Source organism: Microbulbifer mixtoriginis (SeqCode) (assembly GCF_052467515.1).
Map to the genome: position 1 here is coordinate 2109269 of NZ_CP174314.1, position 13221 is coordinate 2122489.

Here is a 13221-nt window from a genome sequence, read left to right on the forward strand (position 1 = left end):
TGTGATGAAAATCGAAGTAATAACAGCGGAAATCTTATGTGGGTTAGAGCAGTTGGGAGAAGCGCCTGCACTATCCCTTGATGGCCATGAGTGGAGTGGTAACCAGGTACTGGCCTGGACAAAAGCTGTTGCAGAAAACCTGAGTGAGCAGCTGGATATTTTGCAAGGTAAAGCACTGCTGTTACCTGCCAATAGTTGCAAAGAAGAAGTTCGACTGCTTTTGCACTTGGTGGCGCTAAGGTTGGGGACCGGGTTTGAAAATGAAGCCCCGACTAATGCAGAGGGTGAGCCCCTGGCAATTAAAGTACAAACCCCAGATTTATTGAAAATTGATCTAGAAGAACTTTCCCTATTGTTAACAGACAAGGGGCTGATAGAGGCTGACACCGCTGAAGCATATTTCACACTGTATAAATCCCAACAAGAGTCGCTAAGGGTTCTTCAGGGCAGTGTAGGGGTATTTTCCCATCTCAATAAATTTTCTCGATTTGCCATTTTTGCAGCATGGAGTTGTGGGCTTGCGGTTTATTTGCAGTCGCCTGAAATCAATCCCGCAAAAGCACTGGTCGTTTTGGAGCGCTCGGGGTTTAGCGGAGTAATACTGCCGGCAACTTTATTGAAGGGATTGGTCGCACATCCCGCAATTGCCCTGACAAACCTGAAAAATCTGCAATGTCTGCTCTATGAAACCGAAGTTTTGTTGCCACAGCCCTTGTTGCAGGATGCTCGCCGCTTATTAACCAGTGATATAGCCGGTTGGATCTCTTCCAAGGTGGGTATAGAACCTGTTGCAAAGGCGGAGCAGGCGTTGACCCATAAACTTGCGGCCATCACCGAGAGTGTTGCGAAACATCCCGCTGTCGCCAACTCTGCCACTGTGCCCCTTACCGGGGGTGACCGCTGGGCTGTGTTTGCACAAGCTAAGGTACAGGAGAAGAAACAGGACAAGCCTGGCATGCCCGATATGGCTGGGTTATTTGAAGGAATTAATACCGAGCTGGATACAGAATTTGCCCATATTGACTTGGAATATGCGGTAAAGGTTACCGAACAGCTTAACGCTACCGCTTTGCTCTCCATGCTGAATGCCTTTAGTCACCTGGGACTGTTTTGTGATCAGCACTCAGCACACACTTTGGCAGAGATACTCGAAACCCCACCGGTTGCCCAACAGCACCAAGCCTTGATTAAACGTTGGATCAGGGTTTTGCAAGAGCAACAGTTACTTAGTGCTGACGGTGACAGCTGGCGTGTCGAAGTTGATCCAGATAGCTACAGTGATACCGCTCTTGCCCAGGCCTGGGGTCAATTGGAACAGGATTGGCGGGCACTCACTGGAGCTAGCAAAACGATCGATTACGCCCGTGCTAATGCGGAGCAATTACCAGATCTGATTCGAGGCAAAGTCCAGGCTGTGCACCTGTTGTTCCCCCGTGGTAGCACTGAATTGGCGAGTGCGCTCTACCGGGAGGGTATCGCTGCCAGGTACCAACAGCGTGCAGTCAGTGCTTTATTGAAGTCCATTTTAAATAACCGGGAAGGGCAGCCACAGCCCCTGAAAATTTTAGAGGTTGGTGCAGGCACCGGCGCGACAACCCAGGCTCTCTTGCCCGTGTTGGACGATGCCAGTGGCCATATTCAGTTTGATTACCAGTTCACGGATATCTCTGCGGCTTTTCTCGATAGCTTTTTCGCACAACATGGTGATCAGGAGCAACGCCCCTGGTTGCGCCGTGGTTTGTTTGATATTGATCGTTCGTTGCGCAGCCAGGGATTTTCTCCCAATAGCTTCGACGTAGTTATTGCCGGTGGTGTTTTTAATGCCGCCCATAACACAGATGCCTCACTGCGAAGAGTGGCTGAGTTATTGCGCCCGGGAGGTTGGTTCATTATGACCGAGCCAACCAGTGAGGAGTTCTGGGTGATGGCTTCACAGGCATTTATGTTGGTTGATGCCGTCGACGAGCGCACGGATTCCGGTGCAACATTTCTGTCACTTTCCCAGTGGCACAATGCCCTGGAGGCTGCCGGCTTACAGCTGGCTATGGATTTGCCAGTATCTGAACATCCCCTATCCAGACAGGGGCATCGCTTCTTTGCCTGTAGAGCCAAACAAAATCAAATGCGCCTGACGGCAGATTGTCTGGCCGAATATATCGATCATTTTGATTCAGAAATCTTTATCCAAGTTTTGGACCAGTTGCCTTTGACGCCTGAGGGGCAGGTAGACAACGCCCAGTTGCAGGAATGGGCCCAGTCCATGGGCAATCATCAGGGAGATTCGCCCTATGGGAATTGATAAGCGCAAGCGGGTTGTCGTTGCAGGGACAGGCTTTGGGCGTATTTATCTCGAAGCCCTGACTTCCTCCAGATTACCCGGTCGGGATTATTTTGAATTGGCCGGTTTACTGGCTCGGGGTAGTGACTATTCCAGAAATTGTGCTGAGCAATATGGGGTGCCGCTTTACACCGAGGCAGAGCAAATTCCCGATGACATCGACATAGTCTGTGTTGTTGTTCGCTCTGGGGCAACGGGAGGCGAGGGTTCTGAATTGGCCCAATCACTACTCAAGCGGGGTATTCATGTATTGCAGGAGCACCCGGTCCACACCAAGGAAATTACTGCAAACCTGCTGGCTGCAAAAAAGGGAAATGCAGCCTATGCCGTTAATACGCTATATCCGAATTTGCGTCCCACAAGGCAATTTTTGGCGGCGGCCGAATATTTGCGCCGGCACCAGCACCTGGAAATGATCGATGCTATCTGTAACAGCCAGATGGCCTATCCGCTGCTGGATGTAATTGGCCGCGCGGTAGGCGGCCTTCGCCCCTGGTCTTTTGGTGAACCGGAGCACGCTGAAGGGCACCCTTTCCAGAGTTTATCGGCCACTCTTGGCGGAGTGCCCTTGACGTTGCGCATACAAAATCAGGTGCACCCACAGGACCCGGACAATCATTCCCTGTTACTGCATCGACTTGCCATAGGTAGTGAGGGGGGTGTTCTAACCCTGGCTGATACCCACGGCCCCGTGCTGTGGAATCCAAGACTGCACTCACCAAGGGATCAAACAGGCAGGCTGATACTGAGCGGTGAGGGTACCGAGCGACTGGCGGTGCCCAGCATGGTAACCCTGGGTGATACAGACATGCGCAGTTACCACGATATTTTCGCCCTCACCTGGCCTGAGGCCGTTATCCAGGCTCTGCATTCCCTTTGCGCCGATATCGCGCAACCTGAAAGACGCAGGCAGAGCGGCCAGTGGGCATTGAGTGTGTCGATGGCATGGAGTGATTTAACTGCGCGTATCGGTATGCCGGCATTGATCCAGCCCGGGGAACCGAAGCCAGTATCAGTGCAGGCGCTTACCGATATTGTTCGCCAGGCTTGCGACTAAAAGAAAACGCAAATAGCACAAAAGTGATTACGGAATTTTTACTTATAAACGGGGTTAGGAGGAGAGATGCAAAAGCAATCAGGGTTGATCGTTGAAGGGCTCTTTAAGACTTATAAAAACGGGGTGAAAGCGCTAAACGGTGTTGATTTAGAAGTTGGCCCCGGAATGTATGGGTTGCTCGGGCCGAATGGCGCCGGGAAAAGTAGTTTGATGCGTACTTTGGCAACCCTGCAAACGCCAGATAGTGGCCGGATTATTCTCGATGGTGTGGATGTTCTGGCAGACCCGGATTTTATGCGCAGTAAATTGGGTTATTTGCCGCAACATATTGGCGCATACCCCGGAATTGCCGCGCGGGCATTATTGGATCGGTTTGCCTGGCTTAAAGGTTTCACCCAAACGAGTGCACGGCGTCGCGAAGTGGACAGGCTTTTGGAGCAGGTCAATTTGGCCGATGTGGCCGATCGAGCTGTATCAACTTATTCCGGCGGCATGCTGCGCCGCTTTGGTATTGCCATTGCACTTATCGGTGAGCCGCGCCTAATTATTGTCGACGAACCCACAGCAGGCCTGGACCCCGCTGAGCGCAATCGCTTTCACTGTGTTTTGGCGGATGTCGCGGCGGATGCCATTGTATTGCTGTCCACCCACATCGTTGAAGATATCGAAAACCTATGTCAGCGCCTGGCGATATTGGCCTCAGGGCGCATTGTCGTTGAGGGGACAGCCCCGGAAGTGGCTGCTCCCCATAAAGACAAGATGTGGCAAGCACTGATTCCTCGCGGCGAGCAGTTACCGGAATCCCTGCACAACATCGCTAAGCCCGATGGCACCCAGGTAATCGTACACGGTGAGAAACCCGAAGACCCTCGATTTACGGCCCATACCCCGCGCCTGGAAGATATTTATCACCTGGCGATTGAGCAGGTAAAAGACCAGCGGGAGGCGGCATGAATAAGCTGGCGCTTATTGCCCATGAGGCAAAGCTGGAAATAAGGGCCGGTTTTAGCAGCGGCATTGTGGCTTTGGCCTTTTGGGGCCTGGTGATCTACCTGCTATTGAATCTGGTGAATGCAGACTATATGCAAAAAATGGGGGCTACAGATATCCCCCGGAACTCCCCATCGCTCATTTACCTGATGGGTGCTGGGTGTATGTTCTTTCAGTTTTTTGCCTGGGCCTGGGTATTCTCACAGCCGATTCTGCGCGATCGCAAAGCCAGTTTGCACGAAGTCATTTATACAACCCCGAATTCCTTGAAGGTTATGCTTTGGGGGCGGTTTATTGGTGCAGCGGTTATAGGAGCCATATTAAGTGCATCGGCGCTGGTGGGCTTTTTATTCTCGCCGGTATTGGTCTGGATGGGCTTACTGCCTGAAGCGGCGATTGGCCCAGCCCCCTGGAAAGCCCTCGGCTTTGCATGGATCTGGCTACAGATCCCCGCCAGCGTCGGTATCGGTGCTCTGTATTTTATTATGACGCTACGCACTCGAAGCCTGGCAGGTCCTTTTGGGCTCGCTGCGGCTCTGATGATGTTGTGGATGTTTGCTGTAATCGTGCTTCAGGGTGCAAGCATTAATCCGCAGCTGGCTGCGGTAATGGACCCTTCGCTGTTTACTTTTGTTTATACGGAAGTCACCTCCTGGACACCTTTGCAAAAATCCTCTTCTTTATTACCCTTTACCTTGGGCTCGGTATTAAACCGGATTTTTTGGTGTCTTTTACCGCTGCTTGCTTTAGCTGTCTACTTGAAATACCTGCGACGGGAGGACCTGGTTCTGGAAGGGTCTGCCAAACCTTCTCGCGCTAAAGCCAGCAAAAAGACAGCTGCCAGTAAAGTAGTAAATCTCTCTCCATCGAAGCCGGATAGCGCATCACTTGGCCGCAGCCTGCGTCAATTAATGCTGGAAGCCCGTTGGAGGCTGCTCCATGTATGGGGTAGTCGGGCCTGGTGGGTTGGTGTGGCGATACTCGTCGTGATGGGGGTCGTCAGCTCTTTTACCCAAATTATCTGGCATGCCGAAGGGCCCATGGCACCGCGTTTGGAAATGCTGTTGCCACTCCTCAAGGATGTTATTTTTCTTGTGATTGCATTTGTGATCGCAGCGCTGACTGGCTTGGTATGCCGCAGGGATCAGGTGCCAGGGTTTGAGGATATGCTGGCTGCTACTCCAGCGCCGGATTATATGCGCCTGTTTGGTGTTGCCCTTACGGTATTTGCTATGACAGTGCTGTTGGCACTGCTACCGGGATTATCGGGCATCTTTGCCGTACTTCTTTCTGCACCAGCCTCTGTCGATATAGGCCGGGCATTTACCTACCAGTTGTTGATAGTGACAGCGCCGTTATTAGAGTTGTCGATGATGGTGCTCCTGGTGCATTCGCTATTCCGACATGCGGGCTTTGCCTACTCCATGTCAATGCTCGTGACTTTTATTTTGGTACTGAATCATGAGTTGGAGCTGGTGCATTACCCTCCCTATGAAGTGGGTATTACTGCACATATCCAACTGTCGGCCCTCAGTGGTTGGGAACCTTGGATCGGCTATTTGTTAGCGCTGGATGGATTCAAAGTTGCACTCGCCGTATTGATGGTCGGCCTGGCTGCGCTATGGATTCCAAGGGGATTGGATAGCCGCATGTCCCGGGGTTTTGCCCTGATACGCTCTCGCCTTATAGCTCCTCAGGGTGCCTTGGTGGCTTGTTCCGCTCTATTTCTTCTCGGTCTGGGTACTGTACTGGAAGACAAGTTGGTAGTGCAGGGAGGTTATCAATCACCGGAGCAACTGAAGCGGGAAGATGCAGCCTGGGAAGCATACTGGTTGCCGAAAGCTAGTGAGTTTGAAGTATCTGGCGGTGATCTGAAAATCAGTATCAACCCGGATAATCAGACAGTGGAAGCTGAGTGGCAATTGCTCCAAGTCCAGGTTGATGGACAGGGCCTGCATTTTGAATTGCCTCAGGGATTTGTCTTGGTGAACACTTTAGTGGATGGGCGTGAAGTAACGGCTGAACAACGCTACGACCATATGTCCCTGCCAATTTCAGGCTGCCCTGAGCCAGGTTGTAATATCAAACTATCGTGGCAACTGACTGCTCCCGGCTGGTCAGCTGAGGGGGAGCCCTCGGGGCTGACACCCAGCGGAGTCTGGTTACAAGCCAGTGATATTGTTCCGCGTCTAGGCATTGATCCCGAGCGTATTTTGCGAGTGCCAGCAGAGCGCGAAGCTCTGGGTTTAAGCCGTGAGTTCATCCTGCCAACCGCACAGCTTGCCACACCCCTTGAAGGCGCAGCCCCTTCGGGAGATTGGCGCTGGCAAGTTCATATTAAAAGCGCTGACAAGCCTGTGTTCAGCGAGCAGGGGAGTACTAATGGTCCCTTGGATTTCGCCATTCAATGGGCACCTGATAAGGAACTTGCAGTATTCGATGGTTTTGAAATTCCCCATGATTCCAACCGCTCTAATATGGTCTCCGCCATTGCAAAAGATGTGGGCCAGATGCAGGCCTGCGTTAATGAGCGGCTGGGTACGGATATCGAAATTAAGCGGATTGCCCAGTGGCCAAGAGGGCTCGGCGAGACTCGCGCCAGCGGTACCTTACTGCAATTATCCGAAGGTCCTCACTGGGATATTGCCGATGAGGGCACAGGACGTTGGCTGAGGCGTGTTGATATTGCCCGTGCCTTGGCCCGTCAGCATCTAGTTGCCAAGTCGGATTTACGACGTATTGCCGGTTCCGTATGGCTCAGCGATGGAGTTTCGGGAGCGATAGGCCTGTTGTGTGTTGCAGAAATTGACGGTATCGAAGTGCTCGATGACGTTCTGGTTCGCTATTCCGACAAAACGACTAGAGATTTGGCAGGCAGCGAAATACCTGTTGAACGTTTAAGCACAGCGCCGATTTCTGGTTGGGCTCGCTACTACGCACCGGTGGCCGCACTGGATTGGACACTTCATCAAACCCCGGAATCCCTGTCTGCATTACTTGATGATATTCAGCAGCAGAAAAATATCGAGAGTGTGTTAAACGCCTATGTGGGCGTGACACGCACACAAAATATGCTCGGGGCTCCTCTTTCGTCAGCATTGACGGTCGAATACTTGGAAACAGGCCAGATACGCCTGGATGGGCAGCGTTGGCGCTGGGAGAAAGGCGGGTGGCAGCCGGTTACCGAAACTGCCAGTTACCGTTTGTTAGCCGATATCAACGAGCTGGATGCAAAGGTCATCAATGGAAATGCACTGATCGATCGCTTGCCTTCCGAAAAAGTATTGGCGCTGGATATCTGGCCATCATATCAGCGGGACCCTGCACAGAATTTACTGGCTGAGAGTTCTGAAGTTTTGAATAACGATTAATTATAGGTAGAAAGGAAATTAATTCATGCTCAGCTTAATCCGAGATAAAAAAGAACTCAGTAAACAGATTTCATTGCTATCCGCAACTTTAATGTACGCCTCTGGAGCCTATTCTGCTGCGGAAAACGCAGATAAAGAGAGTGCTTCTGAGAACGCGATGGAAGTTGTTGAAGTCACTGCACGGCATACGAAAGAGAAAGCCAAGGATATTCCCTTCAGTTTAAGTGTTATTGGTGAAGAGGAGTTAAAAAACCGACTGCATCTCAATGTAGAGGATGCTTTGCGCAGTATACCTGGAGTGGATGTCTACTCTTCCAGTGGTGCAGTGGATGCGAATATCCGTATCCGTGGTGTTGGCTCCCTCAACCAGGTAAACAAAGATGATGGCTCTGTGGTGGTTAACCTTGACGGTGTTTCTATGCCGGCAGGGAATGTATCCCTCGGGACCCTGGATATTGAACGCCTGGAAATATTGAAAGGCCCGCAAGGGACTTTGTTTGGGCGTAACAGTGAAGCTGGAGCAATCAATATTACCACCCAGAAACCGACTGAAGAGTTTGAAGCTTATGGGCGCATTGAGCTGGGTGAAGACAACCAGAGCCTTTATGAAACGGTGATCAGCGGCCCGTTCTCTGAATCACTCCGAGGTCGCTTGGCAGTGCGTCATACCAGTGAGGATCACTGGGTTGAAAATACCACTAACGGTGAGCCCATGACCGAGCCTGAAGATCTGGCTTTCCGGGGGAGCTTACTATGGGATTTGGGTCCAGAGACCTCTGCTTTATTTATCGCAGAGAGGCAGCACCAGGAAGGCTTCCTGAACTTGCAGTTGTTGCAACCTTTTGGCGATGATCCAAGCAGTGAACATACCTTGGGGGCATTTGACGATAACGAGAAAACAGTTGAGCGTTTTTCCACAGAAATCAACCATCAACTGGTTAATAGTCAATTGACCTCAATCACCGCATTGGTTGACACAGATTTTAGTTACCTAACCGGTTACGACCCGGCGACTATGACAGCTGTCTTTGGCTTCCCGATGGAGTATCTTCGTGGCGATAGCCAGGATGAGCAAACGATCAGCCAGGATTTACGTTTGTCCTCGCTACCTGATGCATCGACTTTCTGGGTGATTGGAATCAACTTACACGATACCGAGAGAAGCTTTGACTCTGTTAATCTAGTGTCCTACGCCAACCAATACCGGGATTATGAAACTGATAGCCAGGCTATTTATGGTGAGACTACGCTTCCTATAACTGAAGCCATAAAATTAACAGCAGGATTACGTTACACCCAAGAGAGTAAGGACTACGCCGGTGAATACGCCAGCTATGGCACGAATGGGAGTTTTTATGTCTCCAAAGATCAAAGAACTTTGGATGATAACTATACAACAGGGCGATTGGCTCTCAACTACTCCCTCAGTGAATCTACCAACCTGTACACAATGGCCGCACGAGGCTATAAATCCGGTGGCTTCAATGACTTTGCTACACAATCAGCTGATAGCTTGGCATACCGCCCAGCAACAGTTGACAGCATTGAAGTAGGTATCAAGTCTGAATCAGACAGCTTGAATATCAGCGGTGCGATATTCTTTAACTCAGTGGAAGATGACCATTTGCTCGGCTTTGATTTTGTTACTGCTTCATCGGCAGCGGTGAATGCGGATACGGAGACCTTTGGTGCAGAGATTGAAGCCGATTGGTTTATTACTGAGAGGTTCAGTATTGCCGGGGGCTTGAGCTTCCTTGATACAGAAATTACCAAAGATGTGTACGGCGTTTCCGGTGGTGATGTTATGGCGGGTAATGAAGTACCCGATGTGCCTAGCTGGAGTGCAAGTCTGGCATTAAATTACTACCAGCCACTACCAGACTTTATGGGTTTAAGTGCACCAGCTCTCAATACCAATCTAACAGTTCGCCATGTGGATGAGCGCCCGGCAGATGCACAAAATCATTTTAATCTGGATGCTTATAGTAAAGTGGATCTGCGCCTAGCACTGCAAACAGATTCTATTGAACTCTACCTGTTTGCCGATAACTTGCTGGATGAGCAGTATCAACTATACGGTTACACCAATGCGATATTTGCTCCTGACGCCAGAATAGGGGCGCCGGCAAAAGGGCGTCGCGCGGGAATTGGAGCACTTTATCGTCTGTAATGAGGTTATGACAGCTTAGTTAATAGCTGTTTTGTATAGCTCGATGGTTAGTGGATCAATCTCTTTACAAGATTGATCCACTAATTTGTTTAATTTGCAGGGTTGATTTTACTTCCATGCAATAGAGTAGGGTCCAAATTTTCTTTCAGCCCGCTAACTTCTATGCCTGTAACTTTGGTTGTGGGACCGGGTTTAATATTAAATATGGAATCTTGATTGGTTAAACGTCGCACAGACTGCCAGTCCTGCTCACTGACTTCCATATGCACTTTACTCAGACCAGTAGCACCATTTTTATGATTTGTTTTTTGTGGGTATTGAGGAGGATTGTATGGGCTCACTAAAAATGGCAGTCGTTCAGAGCGGGGGTAAACAAAGCGAAAACTGGTTTTTTGTCCGTTTGGCTTGGTTCGTTGCCAAGGAATTACTCGCCCGGTTTGAACCCCCTCATGCTTCATTGCTAAAAGTTCATTATCAAAATCGTCACTGACTAAGGCAACATCACAGAAACCTTCCCCTTCTTGTGACCAACGTATCATCCTACGTCCCGCGCCTCGGCCGGCAAAGATATCAATAAGCCATTTGAAATAGTGGGCATTGGATGGAGATGTCAATAATTCAATAATAGCCCCTTCACTAAACCAAATATGGGCGTGCTGGGCGTTCTTTTCTTTTGTGGCGTAATCCACGGAAAAACCGAGCTGGCGGAAATCTCGTACGGCTTGATGAATATCCTTTACCCAGAGTAAAACGTGGCTACAGCGAGTTTTCATGATAATACCCGGAATTTTTAATTATCCAACGACTTTGTTAAAACTAAGATTTAAACGACAATACATAAATTACGCTTAGTTATCTCAGGTCAAACTTGAGCATATATGGTTTCTTAGGAATTAAAATCTATTTCTTTATGGGAGCGGAAAGGGTTAACGGTATATGTCCATAAGCGAACTAAGCGTAACTTCACCAAAACGTGCAAGTAAAATACTTTCTGCTTCATTCATCGCATCTTTTAGGGCCGTATTTACGGAATGTTCAATGATGCAGTCATCGTGCTCGTCGGTGAGGCCAATAGTAAAAACTGAGCTCTCACCCAAGGCTTTGTGAATATCAAGAAGGGTGATTTCATTTAAGGGTTTTGTGAGCGACCAGCCGCCGTTGTGCCCTTTAATGGATCGCACATAGCCCTGATCACGCAAAAGCGCCATGGTCCTGCGGGCTACAACGGGGTTGGTAAGGAGCATAGCGGCCATCTTGTCTGAAGTAACCGGCTTGTCAGCCACGCTCAGATGGATAAGGACATGAAGTGCCCGGGATAGTCTGCTGTCTTTACGCATAAGTCACCTGTGTCTCAGGTCATGTAGCTTATCACGAAACTTTTGTTGTTACATATGTCGTGTAGCCTTATACTTTTATGTAACAATTTAAGTTACATGACAGTGGAGGAATGGATGTGGACGTGTTGATCATTGGGGGCAGTTTTGCCGGCTTGTCGGCGGCAATGCAACTTTCCCGGGGACGTCGCAAGGTTGCTGTGTTGGATGCGAATAAACCCCGAAACCGCTTTGCGAAAGCGTCTCATGGTATATTTTGTCTGGACGGTAAGACTCCTGAAGAGATTCGTACAACGGCATTATCTCAGTTGAGCTCCTATTCAAACTTTCAACTTATAGAGGGCACTGCGAATAGTGTTGAGATCCTGAACAAGGGGTTTGTTGTCAAGACACAAGGAAATACCACTTTTGAGGCGAAGAGGCTGATTCTTGCAACAGGCATTTCTGACCAGTTACCGAATATTCCCGGGGTGAAAAAGCGCTGGGGAAGAAGTGTGATTCACTGCCCTTACTGCCATGGTTATGAGTTGAGTGATCGCCCATTAGGTGTACTGGCAACCAGCGAACTCTCTTTCCATCAAGCAGCGATGATCCCCGATTGGGGGGCAACTACCTTATTCACCCAGGGGAAGTTTAGCCCTGGGGGGGAGATACTCGACCATTTACTAGTCCGTGGTGTGATTGTAGAGGAAGTCCCGATTATCCGCCTAGAGGGAGAAGGGAATAGTTTGAGTGGCGTTATCTTAGCGGATAAGCGCAGATTACCACTGGAGGGGCTTTACGTGAGCCCTAAATCTGAGATGACTTTGCCTTTTATAGATAAATTGAGTTTGGAGCTGGAGGACTCGTTTACAGGACGGATTGTGAAAGTAGACGAGTTTAAGGAAACCTCCGTTAAGGGAATATTTGCCGCGGGAGATTTATCCAACCCAATGCAAAGTGGAACCTTTGCTATTGCATCAGGCACCATGGCAGGGATTGGGGCTCATCGCTCACTGATATTTAACTGTTGATCTTTCTTCTGGTTACAACTTAGGTGATAAAGTTTTTAGATGCGGGCTTAAATGTTTGGCGTACTAATGAACACGTGAATATTGACGTGGATAGAAATGCTTAGACGGAACTGTAAAGCATAAGTTATGAAAAAGGGTTAGGTGCGGTAGTCGATTTTCCTATGGCAACACTAGGTTAGTTACCTATATTGTCCCTTGCTATTCATAAAGTTTAAAAGCTAGAGATAACCGGTACGTTATATTTTAATGTAGGGCACCTCTAAAAATTGTATTTTTTCAATTTTATCGCCTTTCAATTCCTATGACTCGGCGATTACGTACACCATAAAGGTAGTTTGTAGCGGTGCTCTATCAGCGGTGCATCTCATAAATGCGTGAAAACGCGTGTAGTGATTTGAAACGAAAAAATTTGAGTCGGCATAAAGTTACCACATTAGGCAGTACAATTGCTGGAGGGGGTTCTTAGTGGTTAATTTTATCGGCAAGGAAGAATTTTTTATAATTTTGTGCGGCTTTTTGGTGGAGGGTTGTCTAAATGGAAAAGGCCTTAGTCAGCATCTTATAGCTGCTGAACTTGACAGCATTGAAAGTATACATGCTTAACTTACTTATAAATTTTCAGGTTTTATGCCTTAAATAAAGCAGTGTATTAATGTGTGGCATTTTTTTGTCCATACAGAAGCACTTACCCTTTGGTGTTATTCAAGACATCCATAAACATGTGCGAGATTTGGGTGTGTGATTATTGATGATGGGAAAAGATGGGGGAATTTTTGTTGATTATATTTAAGTCGCCAAAAGTATATTTCTGCAATTTAAATTACACCCGCACTTAAAAAATTTATTCTTTGAGGTTGAGAATTTCTCGGGCAGTAATATGACCTGCTCCCATAAAGTTTCAGCTAGGTTCGATAGGTTATTATCACTGGCGAGAGAATGCCTGTGAAG

General features: G+C 48.8%; 8 protein-coding genes. 6 read left to right on the top strand and 2 right to left on the bottom strand.

Annotated elements, in window-relative coordinates; all coding sequences use genetic code 11:
* The first annotated feature begins 4 nt into the window (after positions 1-4).
* The 5 genes from ACJJIT_RS09015 to ACJJIT_RS09035 all read left to right on the top strand — a co-directional run bounded on the left by ACJJIT_RS09015 (position 5) and on the right by ACJJIT_RS09035 (position 9926).
* A complete protein-coding gene (locus ACJJIT_RS09015; protein WP_444900726.1) occupies positions 5-2299 on the top strand; it encodes a class I SAM-dependent methyltransferase in 2295 nt (764 codons plus the stop codon).
* Entirely contained in the window at positions 2289-3395 is a 1107-nt protein-coding gene (locus tag ACJJIT_RS09020; RefSeq protein WP_444900727.1) for a Gfo/Idh/MocA family oxidoreductase, read from the top strand. The genes ACJJIT_RS09015 and ACJJIT_RS09020 overlap by 11 nt, the downstream gene beginning before the upstream one ends.
* 66 nt (positions 3396-3461) lie before the next feature.
* A complete protein-coding gene (locus ACJJIT_RS09025) occupies positions 3462-4349 on the top strand; it encodes an ABC transporter ATP-binding protein (RefSeq protein ID WP_353375394.1) in 888 nt (295 codons plus the stop codon).
* Entirely contained in the window at positions 4346-7756 is a 3411-nt protein-coding gene (locus ACJJIT_RS09030; RefSeq protein WP_444900728.1) for an ABC transporter permease, read from the top strand. Before ACJJIT_RS09025 ends, ACJJIT_RS09030 begins: the two co-directional genes overlap by 4 nt.
* Before the next feature lie 25 nt (positions 7757-7781).
* Positions 7782-9926: a TonB-dependent receptor gene (locus ACJJIT_RS09035; RefSeq protein ID WP_444900729.1), complete on the top strand. Its 2145-nt coding sequence runs from the start codon at positions 7782-7784 to the stop codon at positions 9924-9926.
* An 89-nt stretch (positions 9927-10015) separates the two neighbouring features.
* On the opposite strand, the gene ACJJIT_RS09040 is transcribed toward ACJJIT_RS09035, so the two are convergent.
* Together ACJJIT_RS09040 and ACJJIT_RS09045 are read right to left on the bottom strand one after the other, a co-directional pair.
* Complete coding sequence (locus tag ACJJIT_RS09040; protein ID WP_444900730.1) at positions 10016-10699, bottom strand: VOC family protein; 684 nt, start codon at positions 10697-10699, stop codon at positions 10016-10018.
* 153 nt (positions 10700-10852) lie between these two features.
* Positions 10853-11263, bottom strand: coding sequence for an Rrf2 family transcriptional regulator (locus ACJJIT_RS09045; protein WP_444886216.1), 411 nt, complete (start codon positions 11261-11263; stop codon positions 10853-10855).
* Positions 11264-11373: 110 nt separating this feature from the next.
* Between ACJJIT_RS09045 and ACJJIT_RS09050 the strand changes: the two genes are divergently transcribed.
* On the top strand, positions 11374-12273 hold the full coding sequence (locus tag ACJJIT_RS09050; RefSeq protein ID WP_444900731.1) for an NAD(P)/FAD-dependent oxidoreductase: 900 nt from the start codon (positions 11374-11376) through the stop codon (positions 12271-12273).
* Positions 12274-13221 lie beyond the last annotated feature (948 nt).

What these genes read in the sequence shown, in the direction of transcription:
- ACJJIT_RS09045 (WP_444886216.1), bottom strand. Translation starts at nt 11,263, where the DNA reads ATGCGTAAAGACAGCAGACTATCCCGGGCACTTCATGTCCTTATCCAT.
- ACJJIT_RS09025 (WP_353375394.1), top strand. Translation starts at nt 3,462, where the DNA reads ATGCAAAAGCAATCAGGGTTGATCGTTGAAGGGCTCTTTAAGACTTAT.
- ACJJIT_RS09015 (WP_444900726.1), top strand. Translation starts at nt 5, where the DNA reads ATGAAAATCGAAGTAATAACAGCGGAAATCTTATGTGGGTTAGAGCAG.
- ACJJIT_RS09040 (WP_444900730.1), bottom strand. Translation starts at nt 10,699, where the DNA reads ATGAAAACTCGCTGTAGCCACGTTTTACTCTGGGTAAAGGATATTCAT.
- ACJJIT_RS09050 (WP_444900731.1), top strand. Translation starts at nt 11,374, where the DNA reads ATGGATGTGGACGTGTTGATCATTGGGGGCAGTTTTGCCGGCTTGTCG.
- ACJJIT_RS09020 (WP_444900727.1), top strand. Translation starts at nt 2,289, where the DNA reads ATGGGAATTGATAAGCGCAAGCGGGTTGTCGTTGCAGGGACAGGCTTT.
- ACJJIT_RS09035 (WP_444900729.1), top strand. Translation starts at nt 7,782, where the DNA reads ATGCTCAGCTTAATCCGAGATAAAAAAGAACTCAGTAAACAGATTTCA.
- ACJJIT_RS09030 (WP_444900728.1), top strand. Translation starts at nt 4,346, where the DNA reads ATGAATAAGCTGGCGCTTATTGCCCATGAGGCAAAGCTGGAAATAAGG.